Origin of the sequence: Rhizobium mulingense, from assembly GCF_029194105.1 — a bacterium.
GTDB lineage: Bacteria > Pseudomonadota > Alphaproteobacteria > Rhizobiales > Rhizobiaceae > Rhizobium > Rhizobium mulingense.
The window spans coordinates 12,790-31,608 of record NZ_JARFVE010000015.1; the positions used below are offsets into that span (position 1 = coordinate 12,790).

The 18,819-nt window shown below is 61.3% G+C and carries 18 protein-coding genes; 12 read left to right on the forward strand and 6 right to left on the reverse strand.

Translation table 11 applies throughout. From position 1 onward, the window contains the following. The first annotated feature begins 153 nt into the window (after positions 1–153). The 3 genes from PYR71_RS26700 (at position 154) to preA (ending at position 4,252) form a co-directional block, all read left to right on the forward strand. The gene (locus PYR71_RS26700; protein WP_275621619.1) at positions 154–1,149 is read left to right on the forward strand and encodes a sensor histidine kinase; all 996 of its coding nucleotides are present in this window, start codon (positions 154–156) and stop codon (positions 1,147–1,149) included. Positions 1,150–1,561: 412 nt separating this feature from the next. Then, on the forward strand, positions 1,562–2,923 hold the full coding sequence (locus PYR71_RS26705; RefSeq protein ID WP_275621532.1) for an NAD(P)-dependent oxidoreductase: 1,362 nt from the start codon (positions 1,562–1,564) through the stop codon (positions 2,921–2,923). A gap of 15 nt (positions 2,924–2,938) precedes the next feature. Continuing rightward, entirely contained in the window at positions 2,939–4,252 is a 1,314-nt protein-coding gene (gene preA, locus PYR71_RS26710) for an NAD-dependent dihydropyrimidine dehydrogenase subunit PreA (protein WP_275621533.1), read from the forward strand. Between the two features lie 93 nt (positions 4,253–4,345). On the opposite strand, the gene PYR71_RS26715 is transcribed toward preA, so the two are convergent. The 3 genes from PYR71_RS26715 to ftrA all read right to left on the reverse strand — a co-directional run bounded on the left by PYR71_RS26715 (position 4,346) and on the right by ftrA (position 7,166). Continuing rightward, positions 4,346–4,780 (reverse strand): DUF6766 family protein, encoded by a 435-nt coding sequence (locus tag PYR71_RS26715; protein ID WP_275621534.1) that lies wholly within the window; start codon positions 4,778–4,780, stop codon positions 4,346–4,348. 725 nt (positions 4,781–5,505) lie between these two features. Beyond that, positions 5,506–6,018 (reverse strand): hypothetical protein, encoded by a 513-nt coding sequence (locus tag PYR71_RS26720; RefSeq protein ID WP_275621535.1) that lies wholly within the window; start codon positions 6,016–6,018, stop codon positions 5,506–5,508. 146 nt (positions 6,019–6,164) lie between these two features. Next, positions 6,165–7,166: a transcriptional regulator FtrA gene (gene ftrA, locus PYR71_RS26725; protein WP_275621536.1), complete on the reverse strand. Its 1,002-nt coding sequence runs from the start codon at positions 7,164–7,166 to the stop codon at positions 6,165–6,167. Between the two features lie 72 nt (positions 7,167–7,238). Here ftrA and PYR71_RS26730 point away from each other — a divergent pair, with 72 nt between their 5' ends. Further along, complete coding sequence (locus PYR71_RS26730) at positions 7,239–7,649, forward strand: rhodanese-like domain-containing protein (protein ID WP_275621537.1); 411 nt, start codon at positions 7,239–7,241, stop codon at positions 7,647–7,649. 39 nt (positions 7,650–7,688) lie between these two features. Here PYR71_RS26730 and PYR71_RS26735 read toward each other — a convergent pair whose 3' ends face one another. After that, positions 7,689–8,711, reverse strand: a complete 1,023-nt coding sequence (locus PYR71_RS26735; RefSeq protein ID WP_275621538.1) for a zinc-dependent alcohol dehydrogenase family protein — start codon at positions 8,709–8,711, stop codon at positions 7,689–7,691. Positions 8,712–8,813: 102 nt separating this feature from the next. On the opposite strand from PYR71_RS26735, the gene PYR71_RS26740 reads away from it, so the two are divergent. Next, complete coding sequence (locus PYR71_RS26740) at positions 8,814–9,713, forward strand: LysR family transcriptional regulator (protein ID WP_183912028.1); 900 nt, start codon at positions 8,814–8,816, stop codon at positions 9,711–9,713. Between the two features lie 133 nt (positions 9,714–9,846). Here the strand turns inward: PYR71_RS26740 and PYR71_RS26745 are convergent, their stop codons facing one another. After that, on the reverse strand, positions 9,847–10,524 hold the full coding sequence (locus PYR71_RS26745) for a TetR family transcriptional regulator C-terminal domain-containing protein (protein ID WP_275621539.1): 678 nt from the start codon (positions 10,522–10,524) through the stop codon (positions 9,847–9,849). 270 nt (positions 10,525–10,794) lie between these two features. On the opposite strand from PYR71_RS26745, the gene PYR71_RS26750 reads away from it, so the two are divergent. The 3 genes from PYR71_RS26750 to hydA are packed head-to-tail and all read left to right on the forward strand — an operon-like array spanning position 10,795 to position 14,089. Further along, positions 10,795–12,048, forward strand: coding sequence for a Zn-dependent hydrolase (locus PYR71_RS26750; RefSeq protein ID WP_275621540.1), 1,254 nt, complete (start codon positions 10,795–10,797; stop codon positions 12,046–12,048). Continuing rightward, positions 12,048–12,638: an endonuclease domain-containing protein gene (locus PYR71_RS26755; protein WP_275621541.1), complete on the forward strand. Its 591-nt coding sequence runs from the start codon at positions 12,048–12,050 to the stop codon at positions 12,636–12,638. Before PYR71_RS26750 ends, PYR71_RS26755 begins: the two co-directional genes overlap by 1 nt. Further along, positions 12,635–14,089 (forward strand): dihydropyrimidinase, encoded by a 1,455-nt coding sequence (gene hydA, locus PYR71_RS26760; protein ID WP_275621542.1) that lies wholly within the window; start codon positions 12,635–12,637, stop codon positions 14,087–14,089. The genes PYR71_RS26755 and hydA overlap by 4 nt, the downstream gene beginning before the upstream one ends. A gap of 58 nt (positions 14,090–14,147) precedes the next feature. On the opposite strand, the gene PYR71_RS26765 is transcribed toward hydA, so the two are convergent. Beyond that, positions 14,148–14,561, reverse strand: a complete 414-nt coding sequence (locus PYR71_RS26765) for a cupin domain-containing protein (protein ID WP_183912018.1) — start codon at positions 14,559–14,561, stop codon at positions 14,148–14,150. Between the two features lie 94 nt (positions 14,562–14,655). Between PYR71_RS26765 and PYR71_RS26770 the strand changes: the two genes are divergently transcribed. From PYR71_RS26770 to PYR71_RS26785, 4 genes are all read left to right on the forward strand, one after another. Beyond that, positions 14,656–15,441 (forward strand): ABC transporter ATP-binding protein, encoded by a 786-nt coding sequence (locus tag PYR71_RS26770; protein WP_275621543.1) that lies wholly within the window; start codon positions 14,656–14,658, stop codon positions 15,439–15,441. 66 nt (positions 15,442–15,507) lie between these two features. Continuing rightward, positions 15,508–16,437, forward strand: a complete 930-nt coding sequence (locus PYR71_RS26775; protein WP_183912014.1) for an ABC transporter permease — start codon at positions 15,508–15,510, stop codon at positions 16,435–16,437. Continuing rightward, a complete protein-coding gene (locus tag PYR71_RS26780; RefSeq protein ID WP_275621544.1) occupies positions 16,434–17,561 on the forward strand; it encodes an ABC transporter permease in 1,128 nt (375 codons plus the stop codon). Before PYR71_RS26775 ends, PYR71_RS26780 begins: the two co-directional genes overlap by 4 nt. A 59-nt stretch (positions 17,562–17,620) precedes the next feature. After that, positions 17,621–18,592, forward strand: coding sequence for an ABC transporter substrate-binding protein (locus tag PYR71_RS26785; protein WP_275621545.1), 972 nt, complete (start codon positions 17,621–17,623; stop codon positions 18,590–18,592). The last annotated feature ends 227 nt before the right edge of the window (positions 18,593–18,819 follow it).

Genomic DNA, 18,819 nt, shown 5'->3' on the forward strand with positions numbered 1-18,819 from the left:
CAGGCGTTCCGGTGCTGCCGGGACGCGCCGAAGGCCTTAACGGTTTTTGCAGCGCTTTGTTCTAAAGTCGGCAGGCGGTTTCTGGAGGGCGTTCCCTCCAGCGACGTTCAAGACGTCACAAGGAAAGGCGGCCGAGTGAATACGACTGAACCATTGTCGGGCACGCCTTTCACCTTCGAAGGCAAAGCCGCAATGATGGAACGGGCGCTCGGCAGCGCCGGTATTTCAATACTCTGCCAGGACGCCCGGCTTTCGATTTTCTACGCCGAAAATCTGCCGCCGTATTTCGCGGCGCGCTTCATGCCCGGCAGCACTGATGCTGGCCTTTTCGGCGATATCCATGGGCAGTATCTGACAGCGCTGAAACACAAGGTGCTGGAGACCGGCATCCCCAACAATGCCGAGGTCGAGATCGACGTCGACGGCGAAATGCGCACCTATGAACTGAAAATCCAGCGCACCAGTGAACGCGGCACGCATGGGCTTCTGTCCGTCATGACCGAGGTCACCGAAAGCCGGCACCGTGAAAAAGTACTGAAATCGCTGCTGCGCGAACTCTCGCACCGCTCGAAGAACCTTCTTGCCATCATCCAGGGCATTGCCACGCAGACGGCGCGCAACACGCTCTCTCTCGACAGTTTCCTCCTGAAGTTCCGCGGGAGGCTGCAATCGCTTTCCAATTCCCAAGACCTGATCACGGATTCGAGCTGGCGCGGCGCCTATCTTTTCGAACTCGCCGAAAAACAGTTCGCCCCCTACTGGCCGGAAACATCAGGCTCCATGCCGATCTACGGCATTAACGCGCATCTGACGCCGAATGCCGCCGTGCATCTGGGGCTTGCCCTCCACGAACTCATCGTCAACTCCGCCTCCTATGGCGCAATTGCCGGCGGCGCTGCCTCCATCACGCTCAACTGCCGGGAAGCTGCGATCGGCGACAGAAGAGCGATCGAGATCGCCTGGGCGGAAGTGCTGCAGGATCAGTCGGAAGTCCACGAATTCAGTGACAACAGCTTCGGCCGCACCGTGTTGGAGCGTGTCGTGCCCTCGTCGGTCAACGGCAAGGCGGAACTGAATCTTGTGCCCGGCCGCATCGAATATCGGCTGACCATTCCGGAGACCGAATTCGAAATCTTCAAACGCATCTGAGGTGGGAAATAAAGTCGAGCGAAAACAGAAAAACAGCCGGTGCGAGGGCGGCGCACCGGCTGTCTTCACTCACCGGGAGGGGACCGTGAGTACGTCCGGATAGTGGGTTGGGGGCGCGCATGTTGGGTCGATGCGATCACCATCCGGATATCGCGATAACGATGACGTCCAAATTTGGTTCCCTGCGATCGTAAATAAATTCCACTTTTTTGAATCTTTTTTCGGACGGCCCTTTTGGACTGAACGCAGAAATATTTCTCGGACCCAAGGCGGCATTGTTTCTTACGCGAAAACAGTGGATTGCGAGGACGTCCAAAGGGGGCGAACCGTCAAAATTTTACCGTTTGATAAATTTTTAAACCTGAGTTACGCTTTCCCTCACAGGCCGTTTACCAATAATGAGGGAACTTCAATGGAACGACTGGAAACTGGGATTCATGCCGGCCGGCTATCGCCTGCCGAGTATGAAGCTAATTTTTCCGATCTGCATCCACGCCTCGACCATCACGAGGCGCTGGTCGCCGCCGACCGCTGCTATTTCTGTTATGACGCGCCGTGCATGACGGCCTGTCCCACCTCGATCGACATTCCGCTCTTCATTCGGCAGATTTCGACCGGCAATCCGCTCGGCTCGGCGAAGACGATCTTCGATCAGAATATCCTCGGCGGCATGTGCGCCCGCGTCTGTCCCACCGAAGAGCTCTGCGAACAGGCCTGCGTGCGCAACACGGCGGAAGAACGGCCTGTCGAGATCGGTCGCCTGCAGCGTTACGCGACCGATGCCGCCATGCAGGCCGGCAAGCAGTTCTATATCAGGGCCGAAGCATCAGGAAAGAATGTCGCCATCGTCGGCGCCGGCCCGGCAGGCCTGGCCGCTGCGCACCGCCTGGCGGTCAAAGGCCACTCCGTCACCATCTACGATGCCAGGGAAAAATCTGGCGGCCTCAACGAATACGGCATCGCCACCTATAAGACCGTCGACGACTTCGCTCAGCAGGAAGTCGATTACGTGCTCTCGATCGGCGGTATCGAAGTGCGCCACGGCGCCCTTCTCGGCCGCGACTTTTCGCTTGCCGATCTGCAGGCTCAATATGATGCCGTTTTCCTCGGCATCGGCCTTGCCGGCGTCAACGCGCTGCGCATCGAGGGCGAGAGCCTTGCGGGCGTCGACGATGCCGTCGATTTCATCGCCGCACTGCGTCAGGCTGACGACAAGAGCGATATCGCCATCGGCCGCCGCGTCGTCGTTCTCGGCGGCGGCATGACGGCGATCGACGCTGCCGTGCAGGCAAAGCTGCTCGGTGCCGAAGAGGTGACGATCTGTTACCGCCGCGGCAAGGAGCATATGAACGCCTCGGAATACGAGCAGGATCTGGCAAGCTCCAAAGGCGTCATCATCCGCCATTGGCTGGCGCCGAAGTCGATCCTGGCTCAGGACGGCAAGGTCGCCGCCATCGAAGTGGAATACACCAAGCTCGTCGAAGGCCGCCTCGTCGGCACCGGCGAAACCGGCGTGATTGCCGCCGACCAGATCTTCAAGGCGATCGGCCAGACCTTTGACGCCTCCGGCCTCGGTTCGCTTCGCATGGAATCCGGTCGCATCGCGGTCGACGTCGAGGGCCGCACCTCCCTCGACGGCGTCTGGGCCGGCGGCGACTGCGTCTTCGGCGGCGAGGATCTTACCGTTTCCGCCGTCGCGCACGGCCGCGACGCGGCTGAATCCATCCATCGCACCCTCTCCGCAGCAGCCGCTCCGGCTGTCGCGGTTGCTTGAAGGGGAGAATGAACAATGGCTGATCTCCGTAATAATTTCGTCGGCATCAAATCCCCCAACCCGTTCTGGCTAGCGTCAGCGCCGCCGACCGACAAGGCCTACAACGTCGAGCGCGCCTTCAAGGCCGGCTGGGGCGGCGTGGTCTGGAAGACGCTCGGCGAGGAAGGCCCACCCGTCGTCAACGTCAACGGCCCGCGCTACGGCGCGATCTGGGGCGCCGACCGCCGGCTGCTCGGACTCAACAATATCGAGCTCATCACCGATCGCGACCTCTATACGAACCTGCGGGAAATGAAGCAGGTCAAGATGAACTGGCCGGACCGGGCGCTGATCGCCTCGATCATGGTGCCTTGCGAGGAGCAGGCCTGGAAGTCGATCCTGCCGCTGGTCGAAGAGACCGGCGCCGATGGCGTCGAGCTCAATTTCGGCTGTCCGCACGGCATGTCGGAACGCGGCATGGGATCGGCCGTCGGCCAGGTGCCGGAATATATCGAAATGGTGGTGCGCTGGTGCAAGCAGTACACCCGCATGCCCGTCATCACCAAGCTGACGCCCAACATCACCGATATTCGCCGTCCCGCCCGCGCCGCCAAGGCCGGCGGCACCGATGCCGTCTCGCTGATCAACACGATCAATTCGATCGTCTCCGTCGACCTTGACAATTTCGCCCCCAACCCGACGGTCGGCGGCAAGGGCAGCCATGGTGGTTATTGCGGCCCGGCAGTCAAGCCGATCGCCCTCAACATGGTGGCCGAAATCGCCCGTGATCCGGAAACCTACGGCCTGCCGATCTCGGGTATCGGCGGCATCACCACCTGGCGCGACGCCGCCGAATTCCTCGTTCTCGGCGCCGGCAACGTCCAGGTCTGCACCGCGGCGATGACCTACGGCTTCAAGATCGTAGACGAGATGATTTCGGGCCTCTCCGACTGGATGGACGAAAAGGGCCATCGCACTCTCGACGACATCACCGGCCGCGCCGTGCCCAATGTCACCGACTGGCAATATTTGAACCTCAACTACGTCGCCAAGGCGAAGATCGACCAGGATGCCTGCATCAAATGCGGCCGCTGCCACATCGCCTGCGAGGACACCTCGCACCAGGCGATCACTAGCGTCGTCAATGGGCTGCGCCATTTCGAGGTGATCGAAGAGGAATGCGTCGGCTGCAATCTCTGCGTCAACGTCTGTCCGATCGAGAATTGCATCACGATGGAACCGCTGGCTGCCGGCACCCTCGACAAGCGCACCGGCCGCGTCGTCGATCCGAACTATGCCAATTGGACGACCCACCCGAACAATCCGATGGCCCGCCAGGCGGCGGAGTGACGAATGGCAACGCCGCGGCGAATGTCGCCCGCGGCGTGCTGCGGATCGCTGGAGCTGTGGCGCAAACTGCGCAGTCGCCTGGCCGGGACTGGCTCAAGTGGCGCCGCCGGTCCTGCGAGGCCCCCTGCGCATCTCCAACTCATGCTCGTATGGTCCCGCATGTCCTCCGGTTCTCATGAAGTGCTTATCGATCTCGGCGATGATCGTTTCACCGTTCTCTCCGGCATTTAGCCGGATGAGAGCATCGAGTTTTGCTTCCGTGCGGTCATCGTTTTCTTTTGAAGACGGAGAGCCGATATAAAGAAAATAGGCAAGACCAACGACCTGCCAGAGTAATTGCAGGAATTCGGACTGCCAGTTTTCAAAGGTGTCTCTGCTCATTTCCATGAGATAGGCATTGATATTAGGCGCTTGCCCGTGGCTCTGCTGCTCGCCGACAAAGGCGAACCAACCGAACATCCAATGGCCGGCGAGCGAAAACAGAAAGAAGGCGACGGTGATCCACGCATAGGCGTACTTCTTGAACATGATACCTCCTTTGGAAGACTTCCCTCTTCGAGTGCCGGCGGTCGCGACCAGCAGCATTTGTCGAGATCCATACAGCCGATCCCGGGCTTGCCCTTCACGCGATCCGGCCCGGAGACCGCGGATGAAGAAATCGGCGCGCCGGTCGTGAATTAAGGTACTTCACGTCCAAAGACGTCGATGAAGCGCGCTGATTGCGCCCGACATTGTGAACAGTCCCTACTGGAAACCTCTAACGGTTCTGGAAGGGCGGGGTTCCTCGAAACCGCTCCGCTCCGGAGGAGGCTTTCGGATAATGTCCAGGTGAGGCTGCGAGACAGTCCTGTCAGCGCCCCGCCGGGACGGCCGAGTGACGGGTTTGCAACGCTGCGGCAAAGTTCGATCCGCAACATTGCGCTGAACCGGCCATAGACTTATGACGCGCATGCTGCACGACGCAGCGTGTCAACGAAGAGGAGGCAGCCATGGCTCGCAAACACCTCACCGACTTCAGCTTTTGAGGTCACGTCGAAACGGCGTAAATCCTTCCCGTCCGAAGCCCGGGTCAAGACCGGGTCGCAGATCGTTCATGGCAACGTCGAACTGATCGAAAAACTCGGCCGCGCCGATCCCTGCCCCTGCGGTTCCAGGAGGCGGTTTCAAGAACTGCTGCCTGCAATCCGGCCGCTATGACGGCATCGAACGGAATCACTATTTTCAGAGACCATAACTGAAAGGAGCGGCGCCCTTCATCGAAGGTCGCCGTTTATCGTTGCGGTCGGACCGATATGCCGGATCACAGCTTGAAAGCCTTGACCTCGTTGCCTCGCTCGATGGTCGGTTGGCGATGAAGCGACCGGATTTGGCCGCCTCCTGCTTTTCAGCCTCGACCTGACGCAACGGGCCGAGGCTCTTCTCGAAGGTGCAGCCAAACCCGATCGCGTCAGGCTCGAGGATGGCAGAAGTGCGGAGAGCGCCATGCGGCATTCCAGCGGGTCGTTGCCCGACGTCACGAGAAGATCAATGGCGCTCATGGTTGCGCCCTCCTTGCCGGCGATTTCCGAAACACCCGGCAGTCGCGACATGTCGTCGAGCTGGTCCAAGGCGGCGCCTTCGATCCAGGCAGAACTGGAAAAGAAATGACTGATGACCGCCGGATTCGACGCCGAGGCCATCGGGGAGCTTCCGCTCCCGATAGAATTGCCCATGACAATGAACTCTGGATATGAGTGGTCTTCATCACCGGAAACGGCGATGTTCAACCGGCATCGTCAGCCTCTTGGCCGACTTAAGCCGAAACCCTCTCGGGGCGTGCGGAGATATTCGTCATCGTGGCGCTCCCTTTTTCCAGAACAATAGAGAGTGCCCGTTTAGGCGAAGTCAGATGAAATTGCAAGCATGAGGCGCGCTAACCGCAGAATGATTTCCGATAGGCGCTCGGGCTCGTCCCCAGCCTCCGATGAAAATGATGCCGCATGGTCGCGAGCGTGCCGAAGCCGCTTGATATCGCGATGTCGTCGAGCGACACCGCAAGCTCCTTCTCCAGCAGATCGCGCGCATGGCGCAGCCGCTCCTTCAGCAGCCACTCGCCGACACTCTCACCCGTTGCGGCTTCGAAGCGGCGTTGAAAGGTGCGCATGCTCATGCCCGCTCTTTTGGCGAGCAGATTGATCGGCTGCTCCTCGGATAGGCTTTCCCGCATCCATTCGATCAGCGGCCCGAGACGGATGCCCTCGCGCTCTTCCGGCACGGGCGCCGCGATGAACTGCGCCTGCCCGCCCTCACGATGCGGCGGAACAACGAGCCGTCGCGCCACGCTGTTGGCGGCATCCGGGCCGAAATCGCTGCGCACCACATGCAGGCAGAGATCGATGCCAGCCGCACTGCCCGCCGCGGTCAGCACGCTGCCCTCGTCCACGTAGAGAACATCGGCGTCAAGGGTGATGTCGGGATAAAGCGCGGCGATCGAGGCGACGTAGCGCCAATGCGTAGTCGCCCTGCGATTGGCAAGCAGCCCTGATCCGGCCAGAACCGCGACACCGGAGCACAGCGACATGATGCGCGCGCCGCGCTGATGGGCTGCTCTAAGTGCTGCGGCGAGCGGCGCAGGCACCGGCGCATCGATCGCCCGCCAGCCCGGCACGACGATCAGGTCCGCCGCCTCAAGCACCTCCAGTCCCTTGTCGACGGCGACCGTCAACCCGCCGGCGGCGCACAGCGGCCCCGGCTCGATGCCGCAGACGGAGAAGCGATACCAGCTATCGCCCATCTCCGGACGCGGCAGGCCGAAGACCTCGTAGGCGATGCCGAATTCGAAGGTGCAAAGCCCGTCATAGGCAAGGGCTGCGACCAGCGGCCCTTTCGTCTGATGCGGCGACGTGTTTGGCATGATCTTTACGCTATCAGTCATGATGGCCAATTTCGCAAAGCTCTACCATCGGCGATACCAAACTGCAATTCCAACACGGAAAAGGAAAGACAGATGCCAAGCCCCGTCGCCGAAATACCAGCCGCCGAGCCCGATCTCGCCGCCGCCCACTATGCCGCCAAGCTCGCTTTCGAAACCGATTGCTCGGATGTCCATGCCGCCCTTGCCGGCGCCAAGGTCGATTTCGTTCTCCTCGACGTGCGCTCGCCGGCCCTGTTTGCGCAATCCCACGTGCCGGGTGCGATGAACCTGCCGCACGGCAAGATGACTGCGCACCGCATGTCGGAATGGGCAAGGAACACGCTGTTCGTCGTCTATTGCGCCGGCCCCCACTGCAACGGCGCAGATAAGGCCGCTCTCCGCCTCGCCAAGCTCGGCCTGAGGGTGAAGCTGATGATCGGCGGCATGACCGGCTGGGCCGACGAAGGTTTCGCCTTCGAAAGCGAGACCGTCGCTGCCGATTAGCCGCAAGCTCCCCTCCACGACGCGAGGGGAGCGCGTGTTTCAAAACTCGATGACGACCTTGCCGAACGGGCCGCGATAGAGATGATCGAACGCCTGCGGCAGTTCCTCGAAGGCGTAGCGCTTGTCGATAACAGGCTTCAGCCCGGTCCGGTCGACAGCGCGCACCAGATCTTCCAGCGCCCGGCGGTGACCGACCGAAATTCCCTGTACGATGGGCGCCTTCAGAAGCAAGGGTGCCGCAGGCCCCGAGACGTCGAACCCCTCGAACACGCCGATCACCGAGATGCGGCCGTTGACCGCCACGGCCTTCAGAGCCTGGCCGAGATGCGGCCCGCCGACGATTTCCAACACGTGGTCGGCGCCGTAATCACCGGTCAAGTGATAGAGCTGCTCCACCCAGTCGCCTTCGTGCCGGTTGATCAGATGATCGGCGCCGAGGGCGGACGCCCGCTCGAGCTTTTCGGTGCTGCCTGACGTAATGAAGACCTCGGCGCCATGCGCTTTGGCGATCTGCAAGCCGAAGAGCGCGACACCGCCGGTTCCCTGCACCAACACCTTGTCGCCGGCCTTGAGCCTGCCGCATTCAATGAGGGCGAACCAGGCGGTCAGGCCGGCGCAGGGCAACGTGCTTGCTTCGGCGGCATCGAGCGTTGCCGGCGCAAGCGTGAACCACTGCTCGGAGAGCACTGTATGTTCGGACAGCACGCCCGGATAGAAGCCGCCCCGTGTCTGGTAATGCGGCGTGCGGGCCGTGCCCGGCCCCCGGCCCTCGATCCAGTCCGGGGAAAAGGTGGAGATCACCCGGTCGCCGGGTTTGAAGCGCGTGACATCCGGCCCGACGGCCTCGACCACGCCCGCCATATCCGAGGCCGGCACGAAGGGAAACTGCAGCCGCAGCCCCATGCCGCTCTCCAGGACCAGCCTGTCGCGGAAATTGAGGGAAACGGCCTGCGTCCGCACCCGGACCATCGTGCCTGATACCTCGGGAATTCCGGCTTCACCGATCTTCAGATCTGCTTCCGGTCCAATTGCCTCGGTCTGCCACTGCCTTGTCGTCTGCATCTTTCTGCTCCTTCTCGATTGAGGAGCAGCAGATATATCGTTGAAAATTCGTCCTCTGTTGCGATAATAAATCGACAGAATGGTGCCGCAATGGAAACAAATTTGGAGCAGCTAAAGGGAATTTCGATCTTCGTCCAGACGGCAGAAGCCGGCGGTTTCTCAGCCGCTGCCGAACGGCTCCATCTTACCCGTTCGGCAGTCAGCAAGACGATCGCAAGGCTCGAACAGCGGCTCGGCGTCCGGCTCTTCAACCGCACAACCCGGACCCAAAGCCTGACCGACGAAGGCCGGTTCTTCTATGAGCGCTGTCTGAGAGCCATCGAGGAAATCCGGATCGGTGAGGCCCAGCTCGAATCGGGCAGGCGCGAGGTCCGCGGCAGGCTGCGGGTATCGATGCCGGTGCTGTTCGGACGCCATTGCGCCGTCCCGATCCTAACCCGCCTGCTCGACGATCACCCGGATCTCGAACTCGACTTCTCCTTCAGCGATCGCGTCGTCGACCTCCTGGAGGACGGCTTCGATCTTGCCGTCCGCAACGGCCCGCTGAAGGATAATCCCGACCTGATGGCGCGGGCGATCGCCCGGCAATCCATGACGGTCTGCGCCTCGCCTGCCTATCTGGAAAAATATGGCGTGCCGCAAACGCTCGACGACCTCACCCGCCATCAGGGTATCGTCTATCGCAGGGGTGACAATGACAGGGCCTGGATCTTCCCGGCCGCCGCCGGTCCCCCGCGCGAAGTTCTGCCGAAATCGCGGCTGCGCCTCGACGATCTCGCCTCGATAGCGGACGCCGCCGTCGAAGGCCGGGGGCTTGCCTGGCTGACCTGCTGGCTGGTGCGGGACAGGGTCCTGTCAGGTGAACTCGTGCGGGTTCTGACCGATATGCCGTCCACCATTTTCGAAGCCTATGCCGTGTGGCCGAGATCGCCGGTGATGCTGCCGAAGGTGCGCCTCGCCATCAATATATTGGCGGCAAATCTGCCTCGCCTGATGGATTGAAAAGCGCGCCGTAAGGGGTGCCGAAGGCATCACCCAGGCAAACAGCGGACGCGCCCATGTTGCAAAAGCCCTATACGATGGAAGGCGTAACGGATACTCTCGCCCGCATACCGCTGCCGAAAAGGCAATAACGTCAGCTCTCGGAGGGATCCGGCCGCAGCCCGCCAATAAAGAGCTGTTCCAGAAACCGCGCCGCATCCTCGAAGCGGCCTTCGCCGGCATGGTCCTGTCCAAGCACCGCGCGCACCTGCACGTCGAAATCCGCATAATGCTGGGTCGTCGACCAGATGGAGAAGATCAGATGGTAGGGGTCGCATTTGACGATCTTGCCCGATTTCGCCCAGGCGCGGATGACCTCAGCCTTCTCGTCGACCAGTTCCTTCAGCGGACCCTTCAGCTCGTCCTCGATATGTGGCGCGCCCTGCAGCACCTCATTGGCAAAGAGCCGGCTTTCACGCGGAAAGTCGCGCGCCATTTCCAGCTTGCGTCTGATATAGCTGCGGATTTCCTCTTCCGGATTGCCGTCGGCATCGAAGGCGCGCAGCGGCTCCAGCCAGGTGTAAAGCACCCGGTCGATCAGCGCCCGATGCATGGCTTCCTTCGTGCGGAAATAGTAGAGCAGGTTCGGTTTCGACATGCCGGCCACTTCGGCGATCTGGTCGATGGTCGAGCCGCGGAAGCCGCTTGCCGAAAACACGTCGAGCGCCGCTTCCAGGATCTGCTCTTCCTTCTCCTCCTGGATTCGCGTCCGCCTCAGGGTTTTCGCTGCTCTCGGTATGGTCACAGACTGTCGTTCCCCCTTGAAATTCAACTTCTTCGCTCAAGTTTCGGCTGGAGGCACACCGGCCGCTTTCTTGAGCAACTGCCCGTATTTTTATCGGCAATTTTCGTGATTTTCGTCTTGAGCCCGGCGGTGGAAGTTGTAATGTTTACCAATCGGTCAAATTATCCGCCAGATGAAAAACAAAGGCAACTGGCGATTTTCCGGCGCTCGATAAAACCAATAAGAGCGCGGAATAGACCACGGGAACAGGCGGGCATGCCCCTTGCATGACTGCCGCAAACGGGTGAGGGCATAAAAATGGTGGCAGCACCAGGCGAGAACATGCGCGTCAATGGCGACCGTCTCTGGGACAGTCTGATGGACATGGCGAAGATCGGACCCGGCATTGCCGGCGGCAACAATCGCCAGACGCTGACGGATTCGGATGCTGAGGGCCGCAGCCTCTTCAAAAAATGGTGCGACGAGGCCGGCCTGACCATGGGCGTCGACCGCATGGGCACGATGTTCGCCACTCGCGCCGGCACCGATCCCGATGCCCTGCCCGTCTATGTCGGCTCGCATCTCGACACCCAGCCGACCGGCGGCAAATATGACGGCGTGCTCGGCGTGCTCGCAGCCCTCGAAGTTGTGCGCACGATGAATGATCTCGGCATCAAGACCAAGCATCCTGTTGTCGTCACCAACTGGACGAACGAGGAGGGCGCGCGTTTTGCCCCGGCGATGCTGGCCTCGGGCGTTTTTGCCGGCGTCCACAGCCTCGACTTTGCCTATAATCGCCGCGATCCCGAGGGCAATCTGTTCGGCGACGAGTTGAAGCGCATCGGCTGGGTCGGCGACGAAGAGGTCGGCGCCCGCAAGATGCACGCCTATTTCGAATATCACATCGAACAGGGCCCGATCCTCGAGGCCGAGGACAAGCAGATCGGCGTCGTCACCCACTGTCAGGGCCTGTGGTGGCTGGAATTCACGCTGACCGGCAAGGAAGCCCATACCGGCTCGACGCCGATGAACATGCGCGTCAATGCCGGCCTTGCCATGTCACGCATCCTGGAAATGGTGCAGGGCGTGGCGGTGGGCGAGCAGCCGGGTGCCGTCGGCGGCGTCGGCCAAGTCTTCTTCTCCCCGAACTCCCGCAACGTGCTGCCGGGCAAAGTGGTCTTCACCGTCGACATCCGTTCGCCCGATAAAGCCAAGCTCGACCGCATGCGGGCAAAGATCGAGGCGGAAGCGCCTGGCATCTGCGACGCGCTGGGTGTCGGCTGTTCCGTCGAGGCGATCGGCCATTTTGCGCCCGTCACCTTCGACGAAAAGCTCGTCACTGCAGTCCGCTCCGCCGCCGAGCGCCTCGGTTACACCCATATGAACCTCATCTCCGGCGCCGGCCACGACGCCTGCTGGGCCGCCAAGGTCGCGCCTGCGACCATGGTCATGTGCCCCTGCGTCGGCGGGCTCAGCCACAACGAGGCGGAAGAGATTTCCAAGGAATGGGCGACGGCGGGCGCCGATGTGCTGTTCCATGCGGTGGTCGAGACGGCGGAGATCGTGGCGTGATGTCCAATGTAGCGCCCGGAGCCCCCTCATCCGACCCTTCGGGCCACCTTTTCCCCGCTGGGGAGAAGGGATTGGTGGACGTCGCGGCTTCCCCCTTCTCCCCTCGGGGAGAAGGGGCCCGAAGGGCGGATGAGGGGGCTCCGGGCGCGACTAAAATTATCAAACAGGATATACGCAAGCATCGTCCCGCGAAAACCGCACAAGCCCGCCAGCTTCGCCAAAACGAAACCGAAGAAGAATACCACCTTTGGAGCGATCTGCGCGCCCGTCGCCTCAACGGTTATAAGTTCACTCGACAAGTTCCGCTTGGCCCATTCATCGTCGATTTCCTCTGTCGTGAGGAACGGCTGATCGTCGAAGTCGATGACTTCCAGCACGCCGACAGCGCGACGGATCAACGCCGAACCGAATGGCTCAATGCCAATGGCTATTCGGTACTGCGCTTCTGGAATCAGGAAATCTCGCGCGAGCGGCGCTCCGTACTCGAAACGATCCTTGCGGCCTTGCGGGGGCGGCTCGAATTCAGTCCCGAACCGCCCGGCTTCTATTCGCCAGCCGCATTCACAAATAAGGATAGGCAACGATCATGACCACAGTCATCAAGAACGGCACCATCGTCACGGCCGACCTCACCTATAAGGCGGACGTCAAGATCGACGGCGGCAAAATCGTCGAGATCGCTCCGAACCTCTCGGGCGACGAAACGCTCGACGCCTCCGGCTGTTACGTCATGCCTGGTGGCATCGATCCGCATACCCATCTGGAAATGCCCTTCATGGGCACCTATTCCTCCGACGATTTCGAGAGCGGCACGCGGGCCGCCCTTTCCGGCGGCACGACCATGGTGGTCGATTTTGCTCTTCCCGCCCCGGGCCAATCGCTGCTCGAAGCGCTGACCATGTGGGACAACAAATCGACCCGCGCCAATTGCGACTATTCCTTCCACATGGCGGTTACCTGGTGGAGTGAGCAGGTCTTCAAGGAGATGGAGACCATCGTCCGCGACAAGGGCATCAACACCTTCAAGCATTTCATGGCCTACAAAGGCGCGCTGATGGTCGACGATGACGAGATGTTCGCTTCGTTCCAACGCTGCGCCGAACTCGGCGCGCTGCCGCTGGTGCATGCCGAGAATGGCGACGTCGTCGCTTCGATGTCGGCAAAGTTGCTCGCCGAGGGCAATAACGGCCCAGAGGCGCACGCCTATTCCCGCCCCGCCGAAGTCGAGGGCGAGGCCACCAACCGCGCCATCATGATCGCCGACATGGCCGGCTGCCCGGTTTATATCGTCCATACCTCCTGCGAACAGGCGCACGAGGCAATCCGCCGGGCCCGCGCCAAGGGCATGCGCGTCTATGGCGAACCGCTGATCCAGCACCTGACGCTCGACGAGAGCGAATATTCCAACCCCGACTGGGATCATGCCGCCCGCCGCGTCATGTCGCCCCCCTTCCGCAGCAAGCAGCATCAGGACAGTCTCTGGGCCGGGCTTGCCTCCGGTTCGCTGCAGGTGGTTGCGACCGACCATTGCGCCTTCACGACGGCGCAGAAGCGCTTCGGCGTCGGCGACTTCACCAAGATCCCGAACGGTACCGGCGGTCTTGAAGACCGCATGCCAATGCTCTGGACCCACGGCGTCAATACCGGCCGGCTGACGATGAACGAATTCGTCGCCGTCACCTCGACCAACATCGCCAAGATCCTCAACATCTATCCGAAGAAGGGCGCAATCCTAGTCGGCGCCGATGCCGATATCGTCGTCTGGGACCCGAACCGTTCGAAGGTTATCTCGTCCAAGACCCAGCAGTCGGCGATCGACTACAACGTCTTCGAGGGCAAGGAAGTGACCGGCCTGCCGCGCTACACGCTGACGCGCGGTGTGGTGGCGATCGAGGAAAGCACGATCAAGACCCGCGAGGGTCACGGCGAGTTCGTGAGGCGTGAACCGGTCACAGCTGTCAGCAAAGCACTGTCCACCTGGAAGGAGATCACCTCTCCGCGCAAGGTGGAACGCAGCGGCATCCCGGCAACCGGCGTATGACGATGATCACCTCCGACACGGCCATCAACCGGGAACCGACGCCTCCATGCGGATAAGCTTACGCCGGCACCAGCGCGTCCAGTTCCGGCAGAAGCATGACGCTTTCCTGCTCGTGGGGATCGGTGCGGGCGATGACCGCCGTGCAGGGCGTGCTGCTGAGGTTCGCCGGCAGATGCGGCACACCGGCCGGGATGTAGAAGAGCTCGCCGGCATGGGTGATGACATGATGCTCCAGCCGGTCGCCGTACCAAGTATGGGCTTCGCCGGAGAGCACATAGATCGCCGTCTCATGCGCCTCGTGCAGATGCGCTTTAGCACGCACGCCGGGCGGGATCGTCAGGAGATGCATGCAGATGCCTTTGGCGCCGACGGTCTCGGCCGCTATCCCTTCGAAATAGCTGAGCCCCTGCTTGCCATCATAGGCATGGTTCGGCCGAACGATGTGGCAGGTGGGTTTTGATGTCGCGTCCATTTTCTTCCTCCAACAATTGCGCCGCCGGCAGAGCTGGCAGCTATGGTAACATGCAAACCGCCTTCCGGCGGGGAAAACAAGATCGGTCGCATTGATGCAAGCACCCTCCGTCGTATCCGCCAAGGACCTCTGTCTCACCTACCAGGCGAATGACGGCCCGGTGCGGGCGCTGAGCGACGTCAATCTCGATGTCCGTAAGGGCGACTTCGTCTCTTTCATCGGCCCGTCGGGCTGCGGCAAGACGACTTTCCTGCGTGTCATCGCCGATCTCGAGAAGAGCACGTCGGGCGAGATCTCGATCAACGGCATGACGCCGGAGCAGGCCCGCAGGGCCCGCGCCTACGGCTATGTCTTCCAGGCACCGGCGCTCTATCCCTGGCGCACCATCGAAAACAACATCGCCCTGCCGTTGGAGATCATGGGTTATGGGGGCGCTGACCGGACAAGGCGGATCGCCGAGGCGCTCGACCTCGTCGGTCTCTCCGGCTTCGAAAAGAAATTTCCCTGGCAGCTTTCCGGCGGCATGCAGCAACGCGCCTCGATCGCTCGCGCACTCGCGTTCGATGCCGACCTGCTCTTGATGGACGAACCCTTCGGAGCCCTGGATGAGATCGTCCGCGATCATCTGAACGAAGAACTGCTGAAACTCTGGGCCCGCACCAACAAGACGATCTGCTTCGTCACCCACTCCATCCCGGAGGCCGTCTATCTCTCGACCAAGATCGTGGTGATGTCGCCGCGCCCTGGCCGCGTGACCGACGTGATCGACTCCACCCTTCCGGCCGAACGCCCGCTCGACATCCGCGACACCCCGGAATTCCTGCAAATCGCCCACCGCGTCCGCGAGGGGCTGAGGACGGGGCATAGCCATGAGGTTTAGGCGATTGCACTCCGAAGCTAGAGGAGGCGGCTGCGCATCGGGCGTCCAAAAATGGGGGCAGTCGTTATGAGACCCGACACCCTCAAGAACAAGGTCATCCCGGTCACCGCCATTCTGCTCGCCCTCATCGCCATCTGGTATGTCGCCGCCATTCTCATGAATGCGCCATTCCAGCGCGACATGGATAGCCGCGCCGGCGTAACACCGACCACGATGGAATTCATCGGCAAGACGCTGTCGCAGCCGAAGCCGATCTTGCCGGCGCCGCATCAGGTGGCCCAGAACGTCTATGAGAACACCGTCCTGCGCAGCCTCTCGAGCAACCGCAGCCTCGTCTATCACAGCTGGGTGACGCTCTCCTCCACCCTCCTCGGGTTTGGCTTCGGCATGCTGCTCGGCATTCTTCTTGCCGTGCTGATCGTGCACAACCGCGCCATGGACCGCTCACTGATGCCTTGGCTGGTAGCCAGCCAGACGATACCGATCCTCGCCATCGCGCCGATGATTGTCATCATCTCCTACAACGTGCTGACAGGTGACAATGCACTGGCGCATCTGCTGAATCTCGATTCCGACGCCTCCCGCCTCGTCTCCAAGGCACTGATCTCCACCTACCTCTCCTTCTTCCCGGTCGCCGTCGGCATGGTGAAGGGGCTGCGCTCGCCCGAAATCATGTATCTCGACCTGATGCGCACCTATAATGCCAGCCCGATCCAGACCTTCTGGAAACTGCGCGTCCCTGCCTCGATTCCCTTCCTTTTCACCTCGATGAAGGTCGCCATCGCCGCAAGCCTCGTCGGCGCCATCGTCGGCGAACTGCCGACCGGTGCGACCGCCGGCATCGGCTCCAAACTGCTTGCCGGCTCCTATTACAGTCAGACCATCGATATCTGGGCAGCTCTCGTTGCCGGATCGCTGCTGGCGGGAATCCTTGTCGCGATCGTCGGTCTTGCAGGCAAGATGGTTGATCGCGCCATGGGCGGGAGACTGGCATGAGACATCTGAGCTTCTCCTGGCAGGGCATCGTCGCCCTCCTCCTCTGCCTTTTGGCACTGATGAGCCTGCCGCTGTTGGCCGACGGTGCGTCGCGACCCTTGAGCGATGGGACGGCGAGCCTCATCCTCATCATCGTCGCCGCGGCCGCTCTCCTGTCTTTCGCGCCGCAGCCGCCGGCCTACCGCGCCACTGGGCTGTTCATCGGCGCTCATGGCGCCGCCTGGATGCTGCTTTCTGCTCTTTCCGGCAATCAGGCGACGGCTACGCGGGCTTTCTTCCTGCTGCTCTTTGCCTCCTGGCTGCTTGCCTGGCGCTGTGTCACCGAGCTTTCGAAGCTGCAGCCTGTCACCACTTTCGGCAAATCGACGCTCCAGCTGCTGATTCCGGCGATCTTCGGCGCCTGGATTCTCATTCTTTGGGAGGCGATCACGCGCGGTGCCGGCATCCCCTTCATCCTGTTGCCGCCGCCGAGTGCCATTGGCGCCCGCATCATGACCTCCTTGCCAATTCTCGGTGCGGATGTCAGGCAGACGATCTTCAAGGCGGTACTGATCGGTTATGTCATCGGCTGCCTCAGCGGGTTCGTCGTCGCGGTGCTGGCCGACCGCGTCTCTTTCCTGCGCCGCGGCCTCTTGCCAATCGGCAACATGGTATCGGCCCTGCCGATTATCGGCATCGCGCCCATCATGGTCATGTGGTTCGGCTTCGACTGGCCGTCAAAGGCCGCCGTCGTCATCATCATGACCTTCTTCCCGATGCTGGTGAATACCGTCGCCGGCCTCGCCGCCTCCGGCAGCATGGAGCGCGACCTGATGCGCACCTATGCCTCGAGCGACTGGCAGACGCTGTTCAAGCTCAAGCTGCCGGCAGCCATGCCCTTCATTTTCAACGCACTGAAGATCAACTCGACGCTGGCGCTGATTGGTGCCATCGTTGCGGAATTCTTCGGGACGCCGATCGTCGGCATGGGCTTCCGCATCTCCACCGAGATCGGCCGCATGAATGTCGACATGGTCTGGGCGGAAATCGCCGTTGCGGCGCTGGCCGGCTCGATTTTCTATGGCATCATCGCCCTGACGGAACGGGCGGTGACGTTCTGGCATCCGTCTATCCGTGGTGGCTAGGCGCGCGCGGGCTTCGCAAATGAGATCCGGGCATAACTTCAGAGGGTAAGGACAAGAAAATGAAAAAGTTGATGGTTGCAATGATGGCGAGCGCCATGTCGCTTGCAGCGGCCCACGCGATGGCCGCCGATAAGGTGGTTCTGCAGCTGAAATGGGTCACGCAGAGCCAGTTCGGCGGTTATTACGTTGCCAAGGACAAGGGCTTCTACAAGGAGGAAGGCCTCGACGTCGAGATCAAGCCGGGTGGCCCCGATATCGCCCCCGAGCAGGTGATCGCCGGCGGCGGCGCCGATGTCATCGTCGACTGGATGGGCGGCGCTTTGGTTGCTCGCGAAAAGGGCGTTCCGCTCGTCAACATTGCCCAGCCCTATCAGAAATCCGGCCTGGAAATGGTCTGCCGCAAGGATGGCCCTGTTAAAACCGAGGCCGACTTCAAGGGGCATACGCTCGGTGTCTGGTTCTTCGGCAACGAGTATCCCTTCTTCGCCTGGATGAACAAGCTCGGCCTGTCCACCGAAGGCGGCCCGAACGGCGTCACCGTGCTGAAGCAGAGCTTCGACGTGCAGCCGCTCGTGCAGAAGCAGGCCGACTGCATCTCCGTCATGACCTATAACGAATATTGGCAGGCGATCGATGCCGGTTTCAAGCCGGAAGAACTGACAGTCTTCAACTATACGCAGATGGGCAACGACCTGCTCGAGGATGGTCTTTACGTCATGGAAGACAAGCTGAAGGACCCAGCCTTCAAGGAGAAGATGGTCAAATTCGTCCGCGCCTCGATGAAGGGCTGGAAATATGCGACTGAGAACCCGGATGAGGCGGCAGAGATCGTCGTGGACAATGGCGGCCAAGACGAAAACCACCAGAAGCGCATGATGGGCGAAGTCGCCAAGCTCGTCGGCGACGGCTCCGGCAAACTGGACGAGGCACTCTATGCCCGCACGGCAAAGGCGCTGCTCGATCAGAAGATCATCAGCAAAGAGCCATCGGGTGCCTGGACGCACGAGATCACCGACGCCGCATCCAAGTAAGGACTGCAGCATTTGAGGCAACCGCGCGGGGGACATTTTCCCGCGCGTTTCGTTTTTCCCGCACCGAAAAAAACGCCTTGCAGCTGTCGCATTTAGATGGCGTCAAACGTCATTCGGGGAGAAGCAGGATCAATCATCGTTATGTTCGCATAACCCTACGATGATTGATTCAGGTTCTGATGGTAATTATTATCGGCTCATGGGGAATTGTTTTCTGCCGGGCTTGC

What these genes read in the sequence shown, in the direction of transcription:
- PYR71_RS26755 (WP_275621541.1), top strand. Translation starts at nt 12,048, where the DNA reads ATGTCCAATGTAGCGCCCGGAGCCCCCTCATCCGACCCTTCGGGCCAC.
- PYR71_RS26735 (WP_275621538.1), bottom strand. Translation starts at nt 8,711, where the DNA reads ATGCAGACGACAAGGCAGTGGCAGACCGAGGCAATTGGACCGGAAGCA.
- PYR71_RS26785 (WP_275621545.1), top strand. Translation starts at nt 17,621, where the DNA reads ATGAAAAAGTTGATGGTTGCAATGATGGCGAGCGCCATGTCGCTTGCA.
- PYR71_RS26780 (WP_275621544.1), top strand. Translation starts at nt 16,434, where the DNA reads ATGAGACATCTGAGCTTCTCCTGGCAGGGCATCGTCGCCCTCCTCCTC.
- PYR71_RS26770 (WP_275621543.1), top strand. Translation starts at nt 14,656, where the DNA reads ATGCAAGCACCCTCCGTCGTATCCGCCAAGGACCTCTGTCTCACCTAC.
- PYR71_RS26775 (WP_183912014.1), top strand. Translation starts at nt 15,508, where the DNA reads ATGAGACCCGACACCCTCAAGAACAAGGTCATCCCGGTCACCGCCATT.
- PYR71_RS26750 (WP_275621540.1), top strand. Translation starts at nt 10,795, where the DNA reads ATGGTGGCAGCACCAGGCGAGAACATGCGCGTCAATGGCGACCGTCTC.
- PYR71_RS26730 (WP_275621537.1), top strand. Translation starts at nt 7,239, where the DNA reads ATGCCAAGCCCCGTCGCCGAAATACCAGCCGCCGAGCCCGATCTCGCC.
- PYR71_RS26765 (WP_183912018.1), bottom strand. Translation starts at nt 14,561, where the DNA reads ATGGACGCGACATCAAAACCCACCTGCCACATCGTTCGGCCGAACCAT.
- preA (WP_275621533.1), top strand. Translation starts at nt 2,939, where the DNA reads ATGGCTGATCTCCGTAATAATTTCGTCGGCATCAAATCCCCCAACCCG.
- PYR71_RS26705 (WP_275621532.1), top strand. Translation starts at nt 1,562, where the DNA reads ATGGAACGACTGGAAACTGGGATTCATGCCGGCCGGCTATCGCCTGCC.
- ftrA (WP_275621536.1), bottom strand. Translation starts at nt 7,166, where the DNA reads ATGACTGATAGCGTAAAGATCATGCCAAACACGTCGCCGCATCAGACG.
- PYR71_RS26715 (WP_275621534.1), bottom strand. Translation starts at nt 4,780, where the DNA reads ATGTTCAAGAAGTACGCCTATGCGTGGATCACCGTCGCCTTCTTTCTG.
- hydA (WP_275621542.1), top strand. Translation starts at nt 12,635, where the DNA reads ATGACCACAGTCATCAAGAACGGCACCATCGTCACGGCCGACCTCACC.